The 21,826-nt window shown below is 31.1% G+C and carries 18 protein-coding genes and 1 other annotated feature; of the genes, 13 read left to right on the forward strand and 5 right to left on the reverse strand.

Annotated features, from left to right (window positions below):
- Window positions 1-210: 210 nt before the first annotated feature.
- Window positions 211-438: a binding site (T-box leader), on the forward strand.
- Window positions 439-545: 107 nt separating this feature from the next.
- The gene (locus Ctaglu_RS22710) at window positions 546-3,188 is read left to right on the forward strand and encodes a valine--tRNA ligase (RefSeq protein ID WP_125006043.1); all 2,643 of its coding nucleotides are present in this window, start codon (window positions 546-548) and stop codon (window positions 3,186-3,188) included.
- A 256-nt stretch (window positions 3,189-3,444) separates the two neighbouring features.
- On the forward strand, window positions 3,445-4,797 hold the full coding sequence (locus Ctaglu_RS22715) for a bifunctional folylpolyglutamate synthase/dihydrofolate synthase (protein WP_125006045.1): 1,353 nt from the start codon (window positions 3,445-3,447) through the stop codon (window positions 4,795-4,797).
- A gap of 112 nt (window positions 4,798-4,909) precedes the next feature.
- Here the strand turns inward: Ctaglu_RS22715 and Ctaglu_RS22720 are convergent, their stop codons facing one another.
- Window positions 4,910-5,158, reverse strand: a complete 249-nt coding sequence (locus Ctaglu_RS22720) for a TIGR03905 family TSCPD domain-containing protein (RefSeq protein ID WP_125006047.1) — start codon at window positions 5,156-5,158, stop codon at window positions 4,910-4,912.
- A gap of 445 nt (window positions 5,159-5,603) precedes the next feature.
- Between Ctaglu_RS22720 and Ctaglu_RS22725 the strand changes: the two genes are divergently transcribed.
- Window positions 5,604-6,485: a YncE family protein gene (locus tag Ctaglu_RS22725; protein WP_125006048.1), complete on the forward strand. Its 882-nt coding sequence runs from the start codon at window positions 5,604-5,606 to the stop codon at window positions 6,483-6,485.
- A 3-nt stretch (window positions 6,486-6,488) separates the two neighbouring features.
- Here the strand turns inward: Ctaglu_RS22725 and Ctaglu_RS22730 are convergent, their stop codons facing one another.
- Entirely contained in the window at window positions 6,489-7,016 is a 528-nt protein-coding gene (locus Ctaglu_RS22730) for a DUF4364 family protein (RefSeq protein ID WP_125006050.1), read from the reverse strand.
- Window positions 7,017-7,310: 294 nt separating this feature from the next.
- On the opposite strand from Ctaglu_RS22730, the gene pdaB reads away from it, so the two are divergent.
- A complete protein-coding gene (pdaB, locus tag Ctaglu_RS22735; RefSeq protein ID WP_125006052.1) occupies window positions 7,311-8,066 on the forward strand; it encodes a polysaccharide deacetylase family sporulation protein PdaB in 756 nt (251 codons plus the stop codon).
- Between the two features lie 225 nt (window positions 8,067-8,291).
- Window positions 8,292-8,984 (forward strand): single-stranded DNA-binding protein, encoded by a 693-nt coding sequence (locus Ctaglu_RS22740; protein ID WP_125006054.1) that lies wholly within the window; start codon window positions 8,292-8,294, stop codon window positions 8,982-8,984.
- Window positions 8,985-9,305: 321 nt separating this feature from the next.
- Here Ctaglu_RS22740 and dapD read toward each other — a convergent pair whose 3' ends face one another.
- Window positions 9,306-10,016 carry a 2,3,4,5-tetrahydropyridine-2,6-dicarboxylate N-acetyltransferase gene (gene dapD, locus Ctaglu_RS22745; RefSeq protein ID WP_125006056.1) on the reverse strand — a complete coding sequence of 237 codons (711 nt, stop codon included), beginning with the start codon at window positions 10,014-10,016 and terminating at the stop codon, window positions 9,306-9,308.
- A gap of 276 nt (window positions 10,017-10,292) precedes the next feature.
- Between dapD and Ctaglu_RS22750 the strand changes: the two genes are divergently transcribed.
- Entirely contained in the window at window positions 10,293-11,450 is a 1,158-nt protein-coding gene (locus Ctaglu_RS22750; RefSeq protein WP_125006058.1) for a pyridoxal phosphate-dependent aminotransferase, read from the forward strand.
- A 210-nt stretch (window positions 11,451-11,660) separates the two neighbouring features.
- Here Ctaglu_RS22750 and dapB read toward each other — a convergent pair whose 3' ends face one another.
- Complete coding sequence (dapB, locus tag Ctaglu_RS22755) at window positions 11,661-12,416, reverse strand: 4-hydroxy-tetrahydrodipicolinate reductase (protein ID WP_125006060.1); 756 nt, start codon at window positions 12,414-12,416, stop codon at window positions 11,661-11,663.
- Window positions 12,416-13,309, reverse strand: a complete 894-nt coding sequence (gene dapA / locus Ctaglu_RS22760) for a 4-hydroxy-tetrahydrodipicolinate synthase (protein WP_125006062.1) — start codon at window positions 13,307-13,309, stop codon at window positions 12,416-12,418. The genes dapB and dapA overlap by 1 nt, the downstream gene beginning before the upstream one ends.
- 1,268 nt (window positions 13,310-14,577) lie before the next feature.
- Here dapA and Ctaglu_RS22765 point away from each other — a divergent pair.
- The 7 genes from Ctaglu_RS22765 (at window position 14,578) to Ctaglu_RS22795 (ending at window position 21,705) form a co-directional block, all read left to right on the forward strand.
- Window positions 14,578-15,513: an ABC transporter permease gene (locus Ctaglu_RS22765; RefSeq protein WP_125006064.1), complete on the forward strand. Its 936-nt coding sequence runs from the start codon at window positions 14,578-14,580 to the stop codon at window positions 15,511-15,513.
- Between the two features lie 10 nt (window positions 15,514-15,523).
- A complete protein-coding gene (locus tag Ctaglu_RS22770) occupies window positions 15,524-16,441 on the forward strand; it encodes an ABC transporter permease (RefSeq protein WP_125006066.1) in 918 nt (305 codons plus the stop codon).
- A gap of 12 nt (window positions 16,442-16,453) precedes the next feature.
- Window positions 16,454-17,473, forward strand: coding sequence for an ABC transporter ATP-binding protein (locus tag Ctaglu_RS22775; protein WP_125006068.1), 1,020 nt, complete (start codon window positions 16,454-16,456; stop codon window positions 17,471-17,473).
- On the forward strand, window positions 17,473-18,438 hold the full coding sequence (locus Ctaglu_RS22780) for an ABC transporter ATP-binding protein (RefSeq protein WP_125006070.1): 966 nt from the start codon (window positions 17,473-17,475) through the stop codon (window positions 18,436-18,438). The genes Ctaglu_RS22775 and Ctaglu_RS22780 overlap by 1 nt, the downstream gene beginning before the upstream one ends.
- Before the next feature lie 338 nt (window positions 18,439-18,776).
- The gene (locus Ctaglu_RS22785) at window positions 18,777-20,474 is read left to right on the forward strand and encodes a peptide ABC transporter substrate-binding protein (protein ID WP_125006071.1); all 1,698 of its coding nucleotides are present in this window, start codon (window positions 18,777-18,779) and stop codon (window positions 20,472-20,474) included.
- A gap of 127 nt (window positions 20,475-20,601) precedes the next feature.
- The gene (locus Ctaglu_RS22790) at window positions 20,602-20,841 is read left to right on the forward strand and encodes an alpha/beta-type small acid-soluble spore protein (RefSeq protein ID WP_125006073.1); all 240 of its coding nucleotides are present in this window, start codon (window positions 20,602-20,604) and stop codon (window positions 20,839-20,841) included.
- A 105-nt stretch (window positions 20,842-20,946) separates the two neighbouring features.
- On the forward strand, window positions 20,947-21,705 hold the full coding sequence (locus Ctaglu_RS22795; RefSeq protein WP_125006075.1) for a class I SAM-dependent DNA methyltransferase: 759 nt from the start codon (window positions 20,947-20,949) through the stop codon (window positions 21,703-21,705).
- The last annotated feature ends 121 nt before the right edge of the window (window positions 21,706-21,826 follow it).

Here is a 21,826-nt window from a genome sequence, read left to right on the forward strand (position 1 = left end):
ATCTACCTTTCTGATTATGAACACCTCATTTATACATTGTTATGAGGTATATTCTACACTATATTTTTGTCTGTTTGGGACATAATCAAAAACGGTATAATAAGACATTATCATAAATGAATCATAATATCATATCAAATTAAAATATATTGTCTTGACATATAAATATTAAGGTGTATAATATGACATAAATCAAAATTTCATAAACCTTAAAAAGCTTAGATGAAGAGGAGTAAAGGAAAATTAATATTAAGAGAGGAAGATCCATAGGTTGTAAGATCTTCTATATGAAAAACCTTGAAGGTAGCTTCGGAGCTTCTTTGTTGAATTTACTTAATTGTAAGTACTAGACAAAGACGGTTTTCTTAATCGTTAAATTATCAAGAGCCTGTAGATTTGCAGGAAAAAAGGTGGTACCGCGAGTTCTTCGTCCTTTTATAGACGAAGGCTCTTTTTGTTTTTTGAAAATTAAGAGTTTCAACTGTTAACTATCTTAAAGGGATATTGGTTTTATGTCGGATTTTATAAATAAGGAGGAATTATTAATGGAAGAAAATAACAATATTGCTAAGAATTATGATCCGAAAGATTTTGAAGAAAGACTTTACGCGAGGTGGGAAGAAAAAGGATACTTTACCCCAGATGTTGATAAAAACAAAAAGCCTTTTACAATTATGATGCCACCTCCAAATATTACAGGGCAATTACATTTAGGTCATGCTCTTGATAATACACTTCAAGATATTTTAATAAGAACAAAGAGGATGCAAGGATATAGCACTTTGTGGCTGCCAGGACAAGATCATGCAAGTATAGCTACAGAGGTAAAAGTTGAAAATGAACTTTTAAAAAAGGGACTTGTTAAAAAAGAAATGGGAAGAGAAGCATTCCTTGAAAAAGTTTGGCAGTGGACTGATGAATATAGAGCAAAAATAAGAGGGCAATTAAAGAAAATGGGTTGTTCTGCTGACTTTACAAGGGAAAGCTTTACCATGGATGAAAATTTAAATCACGCAGTAAGAGAAGTTTTCGTTAAATTATATAAGGATGGACTTATTTATCAGGGGAATAGGATAACAAACTGGTGCCCTAAATGTATGACGGCAATTTCAGATGCAGAAATAGTATTTGAAGAACAAGCAGGTCACTTTTGGCATATAAAATATCCAGTAGTAGGCACAGATGAATTCTTAGAAATAGCTACCACAAGACCGGAAACCATGCTTGGAGATACAGCTGTCGCAGTAAATCCTAAAGATCCTCGCTATGCACATTTAGTAGGGAAAACATTAATACTGCCTTTAGTAAATAGAGAAATACCAATAGTTGCAGATGATTACGTTGATTTAGAGTTTGGAACAGGCGCAGTTAAAATCACGCCAGCACATGATCCTAATGATTTCCAAATAGGAAAGAGACATAATCTACCTGAAATAGTGGTTCTTAATGAAAATGCAACTATATGTGAAGGATATGGAAAATATTCAGGTCTTGACAGATATGAGGCAAGAAAGCTTATTGTAGAGGATTTAGATAGTGCGGGACTACTAGTTAAAATAAAAGACCACGCTCATAATGTAGGTACTCACGATAGGTGCGCAACTACTGTAGAGCCACTGTTATCCAAACAATGGTATGTTAAAATGGAATCTCTTGCAAAGCCTGCTATAGATGCTGTACGGGAAAAGAAAACTAAATTTGTTCCAGAGAGATTTGAAAAAACCTACTTTAATTGGATGGAAAACATTCAAGATTGGTGTATATCAAGACAGTTATGGTGGGGACATAGAATTCCAGTATGGTACTGCAAAGATTGTGGAGAAATTATAGTTGCATCAACTGAACCTACAAACTGTACTAAATGTAACAGCACAAATTTACAGCAAGATAAAGATGTACTTGATACTTGGTTTAGTTCAGCACTATGGCCTTTCTCAACACTTGGCTGGCCCAATAATACAGAGGATTTAAAATACTTCTATCCAACAAGTGTTTTAGTAACAGGATATGATATTATATTTTTCTGGGTTGCAAGAATGATTTTTTCAGGAATTTATAATTTAGAGGAAGTGCCATTTGAAACGGTATTAATGCATGGAATGGTTAGAGATGATAAGGGAAGAAAAATGTCTAAGTCCCTGGGAAATGGTACAGACCCCTTAGAAGTAATAGAAAAATACGGCGCAGACGCTTTGAGATTCTCACTTGCTACAGGAAATGCACCAGGTAGTGATATGAGATTCTATGAATCAAGGGTAGAAGCAGCTAGAAACTTTGCTAACAAAATTTGGAATGCTTCAAGGTTTGTTATGATGAACTTCAATGAAGAATTAATGACAAAATATAAAGATAGTAGAAATTATACCGTTGCTGATAGATGGATATTGTCAAGAATGAACACTGTAGCAAAAGAAGTTACAGAAAATATCGAAAAGTTTGAAATAGGTATAGCACTTCAAAAGACTCATGACTTTATGTGGACAGAATTCTGTGATTGGTATATTGAACTTGTAAAACCAGTATTATATGCAGAAGATGGAGAGTCAAAAGGTATCGTATTAAATGTATTAAATACAGTATTAATTGCAGGACTTAAATTACTTCATCCAGTTATGCCATATATAACGGAGGAAATATTTACTCATGTACAAACAGAATGTGAGTCAATAACAATATCTAAGTGGCCAGAATATGACGAAAAGCTTAAAGATGAAAAAGCAGAAGAAAACATGAACTATATTATAGAAGCAATAAAAGACGTAAGGAATGCTAGAGCAGACATGGACGTACCACCTTCAAGAAAAGCTAAGGTATTCATATATGCTACAGAGGCAAAAGATGCATTTGAAGAAGGTATGGTGTATTTCCAAAAACTAGCATCAGCTAGTGAAGTAGTGTTCTTAAATTCTAAAGAGGAAGCACCAGAAAATATAGTTACAGTAGTAACTAAGGGTGCAGAAGTGTATATGCCATTACTTGAGCTTGTAGATTTAGAAAAAGAATTAGAAAGATTAAACAAAGAAAAAGAAAAACTAGAAAAAGAAATAGATAGAGTAGAGAAAAAGCTTTGCAATGAAAAATTTACAGCTAAAGCTCCAGTAGAGGTAGTGGAAGAAGAAAAAGCTAAGGGTGAAAAATATAAAGAAATGTACAATTCAGTAATCAAAAGTATAGAAAATTTAAAATAAATTTTAGCAAAAGATTCCTATGTTTAAATAAAACATAGGAATCTTTTTTACTAAAAAGTAAGGGGACAGTTAACAACTAATAAAACTAATTAAGAAGATAGATAAAATAGTTGTTAACTGTCCCCAATGGTTTTATTAAAAATAAAAGTAAAAATAAAAATAAAAGGTTGTTAACTGTCCCTATGTTGGTATAGAATTTAAGAGAAAGTCAAAAAGTTATTAACTGTCCCCACCTAGTTTGAAAGGAATGATAAATATGAATTATAATGAAGCCATGGATTATATAAAAAACACAGCCAAGTTTGGTACTAAACTTGGCCTTGAGAGAACTGAAAAAATATTAGAAATTTTAGGAAATCCACATAAAAAATTAAAGTGCATACATATCGCAGGAACTAACGGAAAAGGCTCTACTACAGCTATGGTGACTAATATTTTGGTTAAATCCGGATATAAGGTAGGTTCATATATTTCGCCATTTATTGAAGAGTTTGAAGAGCGTATGCAAATAAACAATACAAATATTTCTAAAGCAGATTTAAGCAATATTATAACAGAGGTTTCCAAGGCAGTGGAAAAAGTGGTGGAACTAGGATATAGTAACCCAACAGAATTTGAAATCATTACTTGTGCAGGATTTTTATATTTTTATAAAAATAAGGTGGATTTTGCAGTAATGGAAGTGGGTATGGGTGGAAGGCTTGACTCAACAAATGTAATTATACCTGTTGTAAGTGTTATTACATCTATTAGCTTGGACCATACTCAAATATTAGGTGGTACCATAGATAAAATTGCTTATGAAAAAGCAGGAATTATAAAGGAAGGAATTCCCGTAGTTATGTTTCCACAACAAAAAGAAAGCTACGATGTAATAGAAAGAATATGTAGAGAAAAAAATTGCAAATTAATAAAAATACCACGAGAATCAGCTACATATTTGGGGAAGGAAAATTTACAGCAGGTTTTAATAACTTCATTAGAGGGGACAGGCTATAGAAATAATAATCTTATTACTCAAAAGTTCAAAGTTCAAACTTTAAATAATGATTATATTATTGAACTTTCACTTTTAGGAAAGCATCAATTATTAAACTGCTGCGTAGCTATTAATGTTATAGAGGAGCTTATAGTGCAAGGTGCCACAATAAGTAAAAATGATATTTTAATGGGTCTTGGAACTGTAAAATGGCCAGCTCGCCTTGAGGTAATGAATAAAGAGCCTTTAGTTGTTATAGATGGAGCACATAATATTGATGGTATAAAAAACCTTACTGAAAGTATCGACATGTATTTTAACTATAACAAAATTATATTAATCTTGGGAATACTTGCAGATAAACAAGTTGAAGAGATGATAAAGACTATAGTTCCAAAGGCAAGTAGAGTTATCACCGTTACTCCACATAGCCAGCGGGCTGAACTTTCACAGCAACTAAAAGTGCAAGTAGAAAAATACAGTGGGAGCTGCGAGTCAATTGAAAATTATGAGGAGGCATATAAAAAAGCTTTGAGCTATTGCGAGCAAGAGGATTTATTATTAGTGTGTGGTTCCTTATATATGGTAGGAGATATGAGAAAAATAATACGAAATATTCATAATCGTTAATACTGGAGCGATGCAGGTGATGATTAAATAGATAAAAGTGGCTGTCCAAAAAGCTATGGAATATAGGGTTAATACCTTAATTTCATAGCTTTTATGTGTTTATATTATTTAATTAAGCATTTACAACTAATTCTTCAAGTGCTAAAGCTAACTGGTCAGGGCAAGAAGTACTTTTATCGCCACAGCTAATACCCTTAAGCTTTTTTATAGCCTCCTGAACACCCATTCCTTTTACTAGGCTTGAGATTCCCATTAAATTGCCAGGGCATCCTCCTGTAAAAACAACCTCTGTTATTTTATCATTTACTATTTCAAAATTTATACTTTTAGAACAAACGCCTTTTGGTGTATAACTATACATAATGTAACCCTCCATCCTTCGTGATTTTAATAATCACAAAGGTTATTATATACTATTGAGCAGCGCTATTTCAAGAAATAAAGAATAAAAGTAAACTTTTTTTTATTAAATGATGCTAACAAAAGTATATATTGCGTAAAATGCGTTTGAACAAGCCTTAGTAATTCACAATTTATTTTATTTATAGATGCGTGAAGAAACCCACATGTTTGAGCGGAGCGAGTTTGTGGGTTTTAGCAGGTATAAATAAAATAAATTGTAGAATTACTTGGTGAAGTGAACGCATTTGTAGCAATATATACTTTTGTGATAGCATCCTCTAAGAAAAAAACCCTTTAGTTCAAATCTTTAGACTATCTTGAATAAATCCCTTATTAATTTTTATGAAAACATTGTTAGCAGATTATTACTATTTTCATATTATGGTTATGAGGAGGTGAGGGATTTGAGAAAGTTATATGTATGTAGTACTTCATCAGATTGCATATCAAAAGTTAACTTAGATTTATTTGTAGAAGAAGAAAAAATATATTTGGATAAGAAAAATCTCAAAAAAATTGGTCCTCATGGTATATATGTTTATGAAAATAAACTCATAACAGCTAATAGTTATGATAATAGTATTTCTATAGTTGATATGGATAATTATGAAACTGAAAGTTATTTTATAGGCATGCACTGTAATGATTTATCAGTTTATGATAATAAAGCTTATGTAATTTGTGGTGATTGTGATGACATAATAGTTTTTGATTTAGAGAAAAAGCATATTGTAGAAGCAATTCCCTGTGGCAATTTACCACATAGTATTTATATTTGTAAAAGAAAAAATCTAATTGTAGTAGCAAATATGAATAGTGATAGTGTAACAGTAATAGATTGTGCTCCTAAGGGAAGTATTAAAAATCTTAGGGTGGGAGCATATCCTACTAAAGCCCTTATCACACCAGATGGAAATTACATTTTAGTTTGTGAAAGTAATATAGGCATGGATAACAAAGGAAGTATAAGTATTATTTCATTAAAAAACTACAATGTATTATACAATATACCTGTTGGTAATTCACCTGTGGATATGTATTGCAATGAAAGATACTGCTTTATATCAAATTTTGGAGATGGTACGGTTAGTATACTCGACATAAATAATTATAAAGAAATAAAAAAAATAAAAATTGGAGGTATGCCTAGAGGAATCTTGGAAGATGAAAAGTATTTGTATGTAGGTGATAATTATAATAATTTGCTTTTTAGAATTGATAAATTAACTGAAAATAAAAAAGCCATTTCTATTGGCGGAGAGCCTACAGGAATGACACTTTTATAGTGACTAATCATTTATGAGCAGGTTTATTATCTTTGTATAATATTCAGATGGTTTTTCTCTCCATTTGCTACACAAATCTCTCGCTTGCTTGTTAGAAGGCACACTAAGCTTTATATCTATAAGTGTAAAATTATCTTCTGACGCAGTTAGGTTAACTAAATAATTGTTATTACTTTCTATTGTGTAATCAGCACTAACCGTAAGCTCTTTTTTGATATTTTCAAGATGAATTTTCAAGTAGTCATCAATAAGTTGTATTTTGGTTTCAGAAATTCTTCCTTTAAATAGTGATAGAACATTGTCCCCCTTTTGGGTAATGACTAATCTATGTTTACCCTTTTGTTCAGTGGGCTTAAGAAGGTTAGACGCTATAAGTTCTGTCATATATTGTTGCAACGTAAAATAATTTATAAAATTATTTTCTAGAATAATTTGTGTTAATTGAATATTAGAAATAGGGAGTTTTATTTTATAAAATATATAAAGTAAAAGAAGCTTATTTTCAGCCAGGTCTAAAGCATCTTCAAACATATCGTTTCCTCTCCTCCTTGTAGTCCGCTTAGTAAAAAATAATTATGAACTGTTTTATTTCATGTAAAATTAACTATAAACATTATAACATAAAAAGCATCGAAATGAATCGGTGCTTTTAATTTTTAATGATTTATATAAATTATTACAATAAATGATTTAATATGAAATAAACTTTATAAATTAAATTATACATATATTTTAACTTTTGGAATATAAATTTAAAGTATAAAGGTAGAAGGGAGGAGCAAGTTATAACTTCTGTTGCCTACAGTGATATAAGGGGGGGATAGCATGGACATGGGTTACATAAAAAAGAAGATAATAATAGTTTTTGTGCTTTTTCTTGGAACTCTAATAACTTTATCTGTTTATAACTTGAAAACTAAAGGTGTATTTTTCGGCCAGCAACGTAAATTGCCAATATATTCTGTAGATACTAAAGATAAAAAGATTGCAATCTCATTTGATGCAAGCTGGGGCGATGATAGAACAGATGATATTTTGAAAATATTAGATAAGTACAATGCTAAGGCAACATTTTTTATAGTTGGAGCGTGGATAGATCAGTATCCAGATAAGTTAAAGACCATGTATGAAAAAGGGCATGAAATAGGAAATCATTCTAATAAGCATCCTATTATGACTACAATCTCTAAAGAAAATATGATTGAAGAAATAGCTGCTACGGATGCTAAAATAATGTCTGTAACGGGACAGGGAACAGCTCTTTTTAGATGTCCATCTGGAGAGTATAATAATTTAGTAATTGAGACTGTAGAAGCTACAAATCATTATTGCATTCAATGGGATGTAGACAGTATTGATTGGAAAGAACAAGGGCTAGATATCGAATTTAATAGAATAATAAAAAAGACTAAGCCTGGGTCAATTCTTTTATTTCACAATGATGCGAAATATACCCCTGAGAATTTGCCTAGAATTTTAGAATATTTAAAAGGGGAGGGGTATACATTTGTTAAAATATCAGACTTAATATATAAGAATAATTATTATATAAATGTACAAGGAAAACAAATAAAAAAATAAAAATTAAATACCTTGAAATTTAGTAAGTATTTGTATTATAATGGAAACACCAAATAGTTATAGTTTTGCCAAAATATATATGGGGAATATTAAATTAAATAATAAATTATTTATTTGAAAAATATTAGCAAAATTATATAAATATTAGGTATATTACATTAAAGAACTGAATACTTATATTCTAAGGAAAGCTTATTAAAAAAACTAAGGGAAAGAGGGGTTATAATGGATAATGTTATGTTAAATAACAAGATTTATTTAGAAGGAAAGGTAGTATCTGAGTTAAAATTTAGTCATGAGATGTATGGTGAAGGGTTTTATGTGTTTGATTTTGAGGTTTGGAGACTGAGTGAAACAACAGACATTTTAACTATAACAATTTCCGAAAGATTAATTGCAGGGATGGGTATCAATATAGGAAATGAATTTATAGTTGAAGGTCAACTTAGATCTTACAATAAATTTGTTGATGGATCTAATAGGTTAATCTTAACGGTATTTGCTAGGGATATTAAAATTTGTGAAGAACGCAGTAAGAATCCAAATCAAATATTTTTAGATGGATATATTTGTAAAAGTCCGATATATAGGACAACACCTTTTGGAAGAGAGATTGCAGACATGCTATTGGCAGTTAACAGATTATATAACAAATCTGATTATATACCTACAATTGCTTGGGGACGAAATTCTAGATTTTGCAAAAGTCTTGAAGTAGGGGATAATATAAGAATCTGGGGAAGACTCCAGAGTAGAGAATATCAAAAGAAATTATCGGATGAAGAAGTTATAAGAAAAGTAGCATATGAAGTGTCTATATCAAAGATGGAGAAGGTTAATAAAGATGGTGAGAACATAGTAGAATCAAATATGATGATTGATGAAGAGCAAGATTTTGATGCTTTAGACGTTATTTAGTATATATAGTATACGTTTTCAATTTTAGTCCTTGAAAACATTATAAATTATGGAAAATCAATTTAAAAAAGTTTTAGATTCAACATTCAGTTTTAACTAGTTGAATGTACCTTTTTTTAAACTGTATAAAAGAGCATATATTACGTAAAATGCATTCGAACAAGCTTTAGTAATTCAAACTAATTTTATTGGGAGATACGTTAAGAAAAGTACATGTTTGAGCGTCAGCGAGTTTGTACTTTTTAGTATCTTTCAATAAAATTAGTTTAGAATTACTTAGCACAGTGAGAAGCATTTGTAGTAATATATGCTCTTTTTAGTTTATTTTCTTAAATCATCAAGTAGTTTAGTTTTTTCTTTAGTGCCATCATCCACATTTTTTATTATTTTTGCGGGTGTTCCAGCAACTACAACATTTTCAGGAACATCATCTACAACTACTGATCCTGCAGCTACTACAGAGTTTTTACCTATCTTTACTCCTTCGAGTATTACAGCATTTGCTCCAATTAATACATTGTCGCCAATTTCACAAGGGCTTTTGCTTGGTGGTTCTAAAACCCCAGCTACTACAGCACCAGCACCTAGGTGAACTCGTTTGCCTAGTTTTCCTCTAGCGCCCACCACGGCATTCATATCTATCATGGTTTCATCGCCGATTTCAGCACCTATATTAATTACAGCGCCCATCATTATAACGGCATTCTTACCTATGGTAACCTTATCTCGTATAATTGCGCCTGGCTCAATTCTTGCGTCAATATTTTTTATGTCCATTAGAGGAATAGCTGAATTTCGTCTGTCTTGTTCAAGTTTAAATTTTTTGATTTTATCTTTATACTTTATTAGAAAATCTGATACCTCATTACTTTCACCAAAAAGTATATAAAAACTACCGCTACCAAAATTTTCTATATTTCCAAATTGGCATTGTGATAAATCTCCATCAATATAGAGTTTAATTGGAGTAGCCTTTTTAGCTTCTTTTATGTATCTTGCAATTTCATAAGGGTCTGTTAAATCATAGTTCATGTTCATTCTCCTTTCGTATTATAAGTATTAAGTCAAATTGTTGTTTTTATGCATAGGGTTTTATATCTATAAAACTTGAATTTACCATTTTTCATAAAAACATAGATAAAATTAAAATTCTAAAATAAAACTATATACCTTATAAATCATATAGTAAAATGAACATTATTTAAAGGTAAATATTATTATTATCTTAAAAAGATTATAAAACTACTGATTTTTATTCTTTTATATAGTAAAATGACAATAACTCAAACACATGTAAAGGATGATTTTATGAATAATATATTTTCAAATAATGTGAATAACGTAGAAATATCTGGGATTAGAAAGTTTTTTAATAAGGTATCAAAGGTTCAAGGAGCGATTTCCCTTACCCTAGGGCAACCAGATTTTCCAGTACCTACAAATATTAAAAAGGCCATGACTTCCGCTATCAATGAAAACAAAACAGAATACACAGCTAATGCTGGCATTCCGGAGCTACGACATGAAATTTCTAATTTCTTAGGTAATATGGATATTAACTATTTACCAGAAGAGGTAGTTGTTACTGTTGGTGGAAGTGAGGCACTACTATGCACATTTGCTGCATTTTTAAACCCGGGAGATAAAGTTCTTATACCGTCGCCAGCTTATCCAGCCTACGAGAGTTGTGTAAAGCTTTTTGGAGCAGAAGTGGTTAATTATAATCTTAATAGTGATTTTACTATTAATTTTGAAACCTTAAGTAAACTTATAAGTGAGGAAAATCCTAAGCTTTTAGTGGTTTCCTATCCGTCTAACCCTACTGGAGCAGCATTATCCCTTCAGGAAAGAGATAAACTTTTTAAAATTCTAAAAGAAAAAAATATTTACATAATAAGTGATGAGATTTATAGCTCATTATGCTATGAAAAATACTATTCACTAGCTCAAATTGATGAATTAAGAGATAGAGTAATTTTGGTCAGTGGATTTTCTAAAATGTTTTCCATGACGGGGCTTAGAGTAGGTTATGTTTGTGCTAGTAAGTATATTATGGATAATATATTGAAAGTACATCAGTATAATGTTTCTTGTGCAACCTCTATAGCTCAATGGGGAGCCTACGCGGGATTGCTTTCTTGTATGAATGACGTGAATAATATGAAAGTGGAGTTTGAGAAGAGAAAAGAATACGTATATAAAAGATTAATTGGAATGGGAATGGAAGTAACGCTTCCTAAGGGGGCCTTTTACATATTTCCATCTATAACAAAATTCTCAATGAATAGCGAAGAATTTTGCAATAGACTACTATATGAAGGTAAAGTTGCTATTGTGCCTGGATCAGCTTTTGGAAAAGGTGGAGAAGGGTTCATAAGGATTTCTTATTCTTATAGTTTAGAAGTGTTAAAAGAGGGTTTGGATAGAATGGAAAAATGGCTTGAAATGTTAGACATAACTGAATGATTTAGAAAAAGCCTTGGAACAAATTGATTCTCTGTTCCAAGGCTATAATACTTGTTAAATCATCACCTGTGCAGCTGTTCATCTTCTTTGAAGCTGTAATATTAACGACTTCAGAAGGAGGTTAAACTCCCACTGAAGTTTTTTATTTGTTAAAGCATGAACTCCCACTTATAGAAGTAGGGGACTTTCCTTCTGAAATGTCGTTAAAAACTAAAGAGATGTATTAACTACATCGTCCATACTGTATAGACCTTTCTCTTTTCCGTATATATATTCACAGGCCTTTAATGCACCTATTGCAAAAACTTCTCTTGAGATTGCAGTGTGTTTAATTTCAATACATTCTCCTTTTCCTGCAAATATGATTTCGTGATCACCTATAATATTTCCACCTCTTATAGCATGAATGCCTATTTCATTACGTTCTCTTTTGTGTAAGCCATTTCTTCCGTTATTGAAGATGGTTTCATCTTCAATAGAATCCTTAATTGTATTTGCAAGAAGAAGAGCAGTACCACTAGGTGCATCCACTTTTTGATTGTGATGCTTTTCAATTATCTCAATGTCAAAATCCTTATAAAGCATGTTACTTATACTTCTTAGCATATTATTAATAATATTTATACCTATAGACATATTTGCAGAATGAAATACTGCAATGTCTTCGCTAAGTGAATGAATTTTAGAAAGCTGCTTCTCGGTATAACCAGTGGTGCAAAAGACAATAGGTATATTTTTCGCTTTGGAATACTGGCAAAGCGCATCTAGAGCATCTGGTCTTGAAAAATCTAAAATTACATCTATTTCATCCTCACATTCATTTATATGGTTATAGCATGGATAGGTTAAACCAGATGAATTTTTGTCAATACCAGCAACAATTGAAATATTAGTCGATGCTTTAGCCATTTCGGAAATAACTTTTCCCATTTTACCATTGCACCCATTTAGAACCATTCTAATCATTAAATTTCCTCCTTTAAAGGGATTTTATATGCATTTAATTCTTTTTTTAGAATTCCTAGCGTATTTTCTTCCATTCCACATAGTGGTAGTCTTAATGGACCTACTTTAAGTCCCATAAGATTCATAGCTGTTTTTACAGGGATAGGATTAGTTTCTATAAACATAGCGCTGTTTAGAGCAAGAAATTCCAGTTGGATTTTTAGAGCCTCTGCATGCTCACCATTTAAATATAATTCACACATGTTATGAATCACTGTAGGAATTATATTTGCAAGAACAGATATAACACCAATAGCACCTAGGGAAAGTATAGGTATAGTTTGGTCGTCGTTACCTGAATAGATATCTAATCTATCTCCACATAGAGATTTAATCTGTGCTATTTGACTTATATCTCCGCTTGCTTCTTTAATTGCTACAATATTTTGCACTTCGCATAATTTTAGAAGTGTGATTGGAGCAATATTAAGAGCTGTTCTCGAAGGAACGTTATATATTATTATTGGTGAAGTTACACTATTTGCAATTGCAGTAAAATGTTCAACTAAACCTTTCTGAGTAGTTTTATTGTAGTAAGGTGTAATTACAAGCAATCCATCTACTCCTATTTTTTCTGCCCATTTACTCATGCTTATGGCAGAAGCAGTATTGTTACTTCCTGTACCTGCAATTACTGGAATTCTCTTATTAACTACATCCACCACAAATTTTATGGTTTCTTTTCTTTCTTGCTCTGTCATAGTAGAAGCTTCGCCAGTAGTACCACATACTATAATAGCATCTGTCTTGCTGTTAATCTGCCATTCTATCAATTCTTCCAATTTTTTGAAATCTACTCCTCTTTCATTAAATGGGGTGACTATTGCAACACCAGAACCTTTAAAAATACTCATGTAATTACCTCCTCGTAGTTATATAGAGAATAACAATTATTATTCTCCATATACTATCTTATTTCTATTACTATATATTTATTAATTTAAATTATGCTTAGTGAAGCGTTTTTTTTATTTTAATTTACAAATTAAAATGACACATGCACTATCACTAAAATGTCTTTCTTTACTATATTATATAGCCCCTATGTGGAAATATATATACTTTTCAAAAAAAAAATGAAAATCTGAAATATAAAGCTTGCAAGAAAGTATTCACAATATTATAATTATGAAATAATAATATGAATATTTTAGTTAACACCATATTACTCTAATCATCATAATTAATAGCGACAAATTAGTTTGACAACTTACAAAAACCGTGATAATATAAAAAAAAGAAAATAATAATACACCTGTAAAATCTTTCAAAATGACATTGTTCAATGCATTTGCATTTATAAATCTGTAACTAATTACAAAATGTTTTATAAATTAAATTATAGGAAAAGCATTTTTTTTAGTCTAAATTATATTAAAATAATTTCATTTACAATAAAAATTGACAGAATATTTTTTATTTAATAAAATTTGTGAAAGTTCTCATTCTTATATAATTCAAATTGACTTTAAAAAACAGTTTTAACACAGGAGTTTTAAATTAAAGGTATTTTATTTTCAAAAATCTTCATTTGGGCTTAATAAGTATTTTACTTATTGCTATATAAACGTATTGAAAAATCTAAGGGGGAATTTTAGTGAGAAGTAAAAGGAGGTATTGAAAAGTTAGTTTAATCAAGTAAATCATTTCAATGTAGAAAAACAACAGAAAAAGTCGTATAAAAGTGGAAATATCAACTTAAATTTAATTGTGTTATAAAAATGTAAAAACCTTATAAATTCACAAAAATACCTTTATCAAAACGGAAATTATCTTGATTTCCATTTTAAAATGCTATATCATGAAAGATAAACATAAACTGAAACAAAAGTAGTTTTTAGAAAAATTTAAAATGATCATTTAAACTAACTATAAGTAAATAGTTAGCAGTTCAGAATTAAAGTATAGTTTAAATTCGAAATTGTTGGAATATTTACAATTATCAAAATCTAAGTCATTATATAATTTTATTTTTCATAATAAAAAATGTGTACATGTTATTTTATTATTTTAAATAATGCTATAGAAATGAAAAGGGTTACCTGAATTTACACAATGACTTGGTAATGAACGAAAGTAAAATTGACTTTTTAAAAATTAATGATGGGGGGATTTTAAAAAAATGTTTAAATTTATACTTAAGAGATTAGGGTATATGTTTGTGACTCTTTGGATAGTAGCTACTATCACATTTATGTTGATACATGCTATTCCAGGAGACCCATTAGCAGGCATGGCAAGAAAATTGCCAGAACAAATAAGGGCAAATTTTATGGCAAAGTATGGTCTGGATCAACCAGTTGTAGTGCAATACGGCAGATTCATGAAAAATATTGTGCTTCACGCAGATTTAGGCGAATCGCTTGCTTACCCAGGAAGAAAAGTTACTGATGTTATAAAATTACATGCGCCGGTATCTGCAAGACTGGGCATACAAGCGATAGCAATGGGATTTTTCATAGGGGTAAGTCTTGGAATAATAGCAGCCTTTAATAGAGGGAGATGGCCAGATTACCTGGTTATGTTTATAGCAATATTAGGTATTTCTATACCGAATTTTGTTATGGCAGCCCTACTTCAATACTTCTTTACAGTTAAAAACATGTGGCTTCCAACCACGGGATGGGGAGGGTTTGAATACACTATATTGCCAAGTATAGCCTTAAGTTTTAGTTCTATAGCTACTTATGCCAGATACATGAGAGCTAATACTCTTGATATAATAGGACAAGATTATATATTAACAGCAAAATCTAAAGGTATTACAAAACTTAGCTTAGTATGGAAACATGTTATTAGAAATGCTATACTTCCAGCCATCACAATACTCGGACCGCAACTGGCGAATATATTTGTAGGAGCTTTTGTTATAGAAAGTATATTTTCAATTCCAGGATTTGGTTTTAATTTTGTAACTTCAATAACGGATAGAGATTTCACTATGATTATGGGACAAACAGTTTTCTTATGTACCTTAGTAATAATAGCATATGTTTTAGTAGACATATTATATGGATTGATTGATCCAAGAATAAGATTAACTGGAGAAAAGAGATAGGGGGAGAAGTATGGCACAGTTATCGAAAGAGAAGTTTAAAATAATTGGATGTGAAAATGCTAATGCTGAGGAAATATTAAGACCTAGTATGACCTATTGGCAAGATGCATGGAGAAGATTAAAACAAAATAAGGTGGCTACAGCCTCATTAATAATACTGATTTTAATATCATTGATGACTATTTTTGGACAATATATTAATGGATTTAGTTTTGAAGTTAAAAATGATAATTTAGTAAATATTCCGCCTAACTCAACACATTGGTTTGGAACAGACAATCTTGGACGTGATGTGTTTTCAAGAGTCTGGGCTGGAGGTAGAGTTTCTATAATTATAGGACTTATAGGAGCTTTCATAGATACTGTAGTTGGTGGTATTTATGGTGGGATATCTGGATTTTATGGCGGATTTATTGATGACATTATGATGAGAATAGTTGAGATACTTGCAAGTATTCCTTATCTAGTAATTGTTATATTAGTTTCACTAATACTTCATAAAGGTATTTGGGCTATTATTATTGCCATGACTATAACGGGATGGGTTCAAATGGCAAGACTTGTACGTGGACAGTTATTACAAATAAAAGAACAGGAATATGTACTAGCGGCGGCTGCCTTAGGTGCTAATCCTTCAAGAATTATTGCAAAACACTTACTTCCAAATACACTAGGAATAATGATTGTAGCTATTACTTTCGACATTCCAGCCTTTATATTTGGAGAAGCCTTTTTAAGTTATTTAGGTCAAGGGATTCAATCACCAAATACAAGTTGGGGAGCGTTAGCATCTGCAGCACAACCAAGCTTAATGTTTTATCCTTATCAGTTATTCTTTCCATCACTATTTATTAGTTTAACAATGTTATCATTTACATTGCTTGGTGATGGTTTAAGAGATGCGCTAGATCCGAGATTACGTCAATAGGGAGGAAAAATCATGGAAAAAATATTAGATGTAAAAGATTTAAGAGTTTCATTTCATACTTATGCTGGTGAGGTACAAGCGGTAAGAGGAATTTCTTTTTACCTAAAAAAAGGAGAGACTTTAGCTGTAGTTGGAGAATCTGGATGTGGAAAAACTGTTACTTCAAAATCGCTAATGAGATTAATTCCAGAGCCACCAGGTGAAATAAAAAAAAGCTCAAAGATACTATTTGATGGCAAAGATATTAGTATTATGTCAGAAAGAGAACTTAGAGAGCTCAGGGGTTCAGATATTTCTATGATATTCCAAGATCCTATGACATCGCTGAACCCAACTATGACTATTGGAAAACAAATATCAGAAAGTTTAATTATACACAGAGGAATGAGTAAAACTGAAGCTATGAATGAAGCAATAAAAATGTTAGATTTAGTTAATATTCCTGATGCAGATAAACGTGCGCATCAATATCCACATGAATTTTCAGGTGGTATGAGGCAAAGGGCAATGATTGCTATAGCACTAGCTTGTAATCCTAAAATACTTATAGCAGATGAACCAACGACTGCACTAGATGTTACAATACAAGCTCAAATAATGGATCTTATTTCGGACCTTCAGGAAAAGCTTGGAACAGCAGTTATTCTTGTAACTCATGATTTAGGAATTGTTGCAGATGTTGCGGATAGAATACAAGTAATGTATGCAGGGCAAATAATAGAGCATGGAACAACAGACGAAATATTTAAAAATCCACAACACCCATATACTTGGGCATTGCTTCAATCAGTTCCAAGACTTGAAACGAAAAACAAAGGTAAACTTTATTCGTTGCGTGGAACGCCACCGGATTTACTAAAACCACCAGTGGGATGCTCCTTTGCAGCAAGATGTGAGCATTGTATGCAAATATGCAGAGAAGAAATGCCAGAGGTTACAACTTTAAGTGAAAACCATGAAGTTTGCTGTTGGTTAAAACATTCTATGGCACCAAAGGTTGATATTCCTGTAGCATTAAGAGGTGATAAATAATGGATAACAATAATGATATTTTGATAGAGGTTAAAAATCTTAAAAAGTATTTTCAAGTTGGTAAAAATGCTACCTTAAAAGCGGTGGATGATGTTAGCTTTTCCATAAGAAAAGGTGAAACGCTAGGGCTTGTTGGAGAATCTGGATGTGGAAAAACTACTTGTGGAAGAACTGTAATGGGAATGTATGGCGCAACTGATGGTGAAGTATTGTTTGATGGAATTGATGTTCATAAATTAAATAAGAAAGCAAAAAAAGATTTTGCAAGAAGAGCGCAAATAATATTTCAAGATCCGTATGCTTCATTAAATCCAAGAATGACTGTTGGAGATATAATTGGTGAGGGCATAGACATCCATAATTTATACACTGGCCAAGAAAGAACTAATAGAATATATGAACTTTTACAATTAGTAGGACTTAATAGAGAGCATGGCTCAAGATTTCCACATGAATTCTCAGGTGGACAAAGACAAAGAATAGGAATAGCAAGGGCCCTTGCTATAGAACCAGATTTTATAGTATGCGATGAGCCAATTTCAGCTCTTGACGTTTCAATACAAGCACAAATTGTTAACTTATTGATACAACTACAGCAGGAGCTAGGACTCACTTATTTATTTATAGCTCATGACTTATCAATGGTTAAACATATATCAGATAGAGTAGGAGTAATGTACCTTGGAGCAATGGTGGAGCTTGCAAGTAGTCATGATTTGTATGAAAAACCACTTCATCCATATACTCAAGCTCTATTATCAGCAATACCAGTACCGGATCCAGAAGTTGAAAGAAAAAAGTCAAGGATTAAACTAGAGGGTGAAGTACCAAGTCCTATAAATCCAAAACCAGGTTGTAGATTTACACCTAGATGTAGATACGCAAAACCAATTTGCAGTGAACAAACACCAATGCTTAAAGAAATAGAAAAAGAGCATTACGTTGCTTGTCACTTATTTGATTAAAATTATTAAATGCAATATAATGAAAATTCAAAATATTTGATCCAATAACATAAGAATAAATTATAATTGCTATATTCAGAAAATTATACTTGATTTTCTGAAATAGATGGTATATTATGAGAATAAGAATTTAAGTAGTGCGTAAAAAGTCAGTATATTGTGTGTATTTAATATGCAGTATACAACAGACATACTATATATGATGCTAATAAAGTTAAATAGGTTATATTATCAATTTATTTTTATACAAATTATATTGATAATATATATATATACTTATTGTACAAATTTTATAAAGTCTTATTATAAGTATAAACATATTAAAGGGGGGTTTTTTCGTGAAAACAAAAAGATTAATGGCTACTTTACTAACACTGTCACTAACTGCTTCAATTGCATTAGTAGGTTGTGGAAAGAAACCAGTTGCAGCGCCTGAAACAAAACCTGGTGATGCTTCTGCAGTTAAGATGGACAAAAGTCAATTTTTAAATGGTTATTTACAGGCTGAGCCAAAGTCACTTGACCCATCAATTGCAACTGATAAGTATTCAACAGAAACTTTAGTTAACTGTATGGAAGGTTTAACTAGAATTGAGCAAGATAAAGATGGAAAAGATGTTATAAAACCTGCAGGAGCAGAAAAATGGGAAACTAATGCAGATAAAACTGTATGGACATTCCATTTAAGAGATTTTAAGTGGAGTGATGGAAAAGCAGTAACAGCTCAAGATTTTGAATTTGCAATTAAAAGAGCTCTTGATCCAAAAACCGCTTCAACATATGCATTTATTTTATTTCCTTTAAAAAATGCTAAAGCATATAATTCTAAGAAAGCAAAGGCTGAAGAAGTGGGTATTAAGGCAATAGATGCAAAAACAGTGCAATTTACATTAGATAAAGCATGCCCATATTTCTTAGATTTAACATATTTTAAAGTTATGTATCCTCAAAGAGAAGATATAGTTAAAGCTAGTGGAGAAAAATTTGGTACAGAAGCAAATACAATGATATATAATGGACCATTTATACTAAAAAATTGGGCACACCAAAGCAAGATGGAATTCGAAAAGAATCCAAATTATTGGGATAAAGATTCAGTTAAATTGGATAAATTAACTCTTAGTATTCTGAAAGACGAAGCAGCAAGAATGAACTCATTATCAAGTGGTGTCATAGATTACGTTTTAGCTGATAAAACCGAATGGGTAGAAAGATTTAAGGCATCAAATAAGTTTGATGTATCAACATTTAATGAGCCATCAGAAAGTTATACTTATTTTAATCAAAAGAACAAATACTTTAAAAATGCTAAAATCCGTCAGGCATTCAGTTTAGCTATTGACAGAGAACAGTTAGTTAAAGTTATATATAAAGGGTTAGCTCAACCAGCATATGGATGGTGCCCACCAACACTTCAAATAGGTGGAAAAGATTATAGAGAAAAAGTAGCATTAGAACCTGTTAAAGAATTCAAGGCAGCAAATCCAGATGCTAAAAAATTGTTAATTGAAGGTTTAAAAGAAATTGGAGAAAATCCAGATCCAGCAAAAGCTACATTTAGTTACCTAGAGGCAGGAACTGATGCTAAACATAGAGAAACTGCTGAATACAATCAAGAAATGTATAAGAAAAATTTAGGCATAGATTTAAAGGTAGAATATGTGGATTGGGCAATAGCTCAAAAGAGATCAGATGCATTTGACTATCAAATGACTGGTGTAGCATGGACCGGAGACTACAACGATCCAAATACATTCTTTGATTTGTTTATGACTGGAGCTAATCAAATTGCAACTGGATGGTCAAATCCAAAATACGACAATTTAATTAAAGAAGCTGCTAACACAATTGAACCAGAAAAGAGAACAGCGTCCTTTAAACAAGCAGAAAAAATATTATTAGTGGATGATGCAGTTATCGCTCCATCTGTATATAGAGTTAAAAACAATTTTAGAGCTAAATATGTAAAAAATGTAATGTCACCATTATTTGGAGCTAATGACTTCAAATATACTTATACTGAGGGAAGAAAATAGTATAAACTATAAATAAGAAGATAGTGCGGTAATAAAAATTACCGCACTATTTTTTTTATTATGAATAAAAGAGCTCCATATTGTAAAAAATATTAAAATATTATATATTACAATTTGGAGGGTTATCATGGGAAAAACACCTTTAAAAAAAATTATTAAAGCTAAACTAAAAGGAAATAAAGAGTTAACTGAAACTGAAATGCTCCGTGAAACATTAAAATATGAAATTGCCGAAGAATTAGGACTAACAGAGAAGATAGAAGCCTGTGGTTGGAGTGGACTAACAGCAGAGGAAACAGGAAGAGTTGGGGGGCTAATGACCAAAAAAAAGAAAAGTATAAATCTGCCTAAAAACGAAGAATTTTAAAAAAAACAGCAAATTATTTTGGACAATATTTGGTGTATAGGTTAGAATACTATATACCATTATAGTTTTAAATGGGAAGATCTTTGAAAAAGGAGAAATGTCAAAATGGATTGTTATAAAGAGTTTGCTCACATATACGATGAACTTATAAATTCTGATATTGATTATAAAACATGGGCTGCAAATATATTATGTATTTGCAGTGAATATGGCATTGATAGGTCGAGTTACTTAGATTTAGCCTGTGGTACAGGAAATCTTACTGTAGAAATTGCAAATGGATTTAAGCAAGTATGGGCAGTTGATTTATCTTGTGATATGCTATGCGAAGCAGAGAAAAAAATTAGAGATGCAGGTATAAAGGCAAAATTCGTATGTCAAAATATTTGTGAATTGAATTTAAATAATACCTTTAATCTCATAACTTGCTGTTTAGATTCTACTAACTATATATTAGAAGAAGAAAATTTTAAAAAGTATCTATTGGGGGTTTATGATGTATTAAAAGAGGATGGTTTATTTATCTTTGATATTAACTCTTATTATAAACTCACTAATGTGCTTGGAAATAATATTTATAATTACGACTGCGATGATGTAGTCTATATTTGGGAGAATTATTTAGAAAATGATATAGTAGAAATGAATTTAACCTTTTTTGTAAAAGAAGGACAAGTATATAGACGCTTTGATGAGGAGCATTCAGAAAGGGCTTATAAAGAAGAATATGTAGAAAATGTTATAAAAAAAATTGGATTTGAAATAGTAAAAAAAATGGATAATTATGAAGATAAGATAGTAAGTGAAAACACAGAGCGAATATGTTATGTGCTTAGCAAGTCAAAAAATAATAAAAGGGAGTAGTCACGGAAAGTAACATGTAAAACTTGATTTTGTATAGAGTCATTATAAGGCTATAAATTTTATGTTCAGAGAGCAGTTAGGAATAAAAATAGGCATAGCAAACAAGCCTACACGATGCAGG

The sequence above is a fragment of the Clostridium tagluense genome, from assembly GCF_003865095.1.
In the GTDB taxonomy this organism is placed as follows: Bacteria; Bacillota; Clostridia; order Clostridiales; family Clostridiaceae; genus Clostridium_AD; species Clostridium_AD tagluense.

Bases quoted from the DNA above. Each gene is read 5' to 3' on its own strand.
- Ctaglu_RS22715 (WP_125006045.1), top strand. From the start codon at position 3,445: ATGAATTATAATGAAGCCATGGATTATATAAAAAACACAGCCAAGTTT.
- dapD (WP_125006056.1), bottom strand. From the start codon at position 10,016: ATGAACTATGATTTAACAGACCCTTATGAAATTGCAAGATACATAAAA.
- Ctaglu_RS22765 (WP_125006064.1), top strand. From the start codon at position 14,578: ATGTTTAAATTTATACTTAAGAGATTAGGGTATATGTTTGTGACTCTT.
- Ctaglu_RS22790 (WP_125006073.1), top strand. From the start codon at position 20,602: ATGGGAAAAACACCTTTAAAAAAAATTATTAAAGCTAAACTAAAAGGA.
- Ctaglu_RS22775 (WP_125006068.1), top strand. From the start codon at position 16,454: ATGGAAAAAATATTAGATGTAAAAGATTTAAGAGTTTCATTTCATACT.
- pdaB (WP_125006052.1), top strand. From the start codon at position 7,311: ATGGACATGGGTTACATAAAAAAGAAGATAATAATAGTTTTTGTGCTT.
- dapB (WP_125006060.1), bottom strand. From the start codon at position 12,416: ATGATTAGAATGGTTCTAAATGGGTGCAATGGTAAAATGGGAAAAGTT.
- Ctaglu_RS22730 (WP_125006050.1), bottom strand. From the start codon at position 7,016: ATGTTTGAAGATGCTTTAGACCTGGCTGAAAATAAGCTTCTTTTACTT.
- Ctaglu_RS22720 (WP_125006047.1), bottom strand. From the start codon at position 5,158: ATGTATAGTTATACACCAAAAGGCGTTTGTTCTAAAAGTATAAATTTT.
- Ctaglu_RS22710 (WP_125006043.1), top strand. From the start codon at position 546: ATGGAAGAAAATAACAATATTGCTAAGAATTATGATCCGAAAGATTTT.
- Ctaglu_RS22795 (WP_125006075.1), top strand. From the start codon at position 20,947: ATGGATTGTTATAAAGAGTTTGCTCACATATACGATGAACTTATAAAT.
- Ctaglu_RS22780 (WP_125006070.1), top strand. From the start codon at position 17,473: ATGGATAACAATAATGATATTTTGATAGAGGTTAAAAATCTTAAAAAG.
- Ctaglu_RS22750 (WP_125006058.1), top strand. From the start codon at position 10,293: ATGAATAATATATTTTCAAATAATGTGAATAACGTAGAAATATCTGGG.
- Ctaglu_RS22740 (WP_125006054.1), top strand. From the start codon at position 8,292: ATGGATAATGTTATGTTAAATAACAAGATTTATTTAGAAGGAAAGGTA.
- dapA (WP_125006062.1), bottom strand. From the start codon at position 13,309: ATGAGTATTTTTAAAGGTTCTGGTGTTGCAATAGTCACCCCATTTAAT.
- Ctaglu_RS22770 (WP_125006066.1), top strand. From the start codon at position 15,524: ATGGCACAGTTATCGAAAGAGAAGTTTAAAATAATTGGATGTGAAAAT.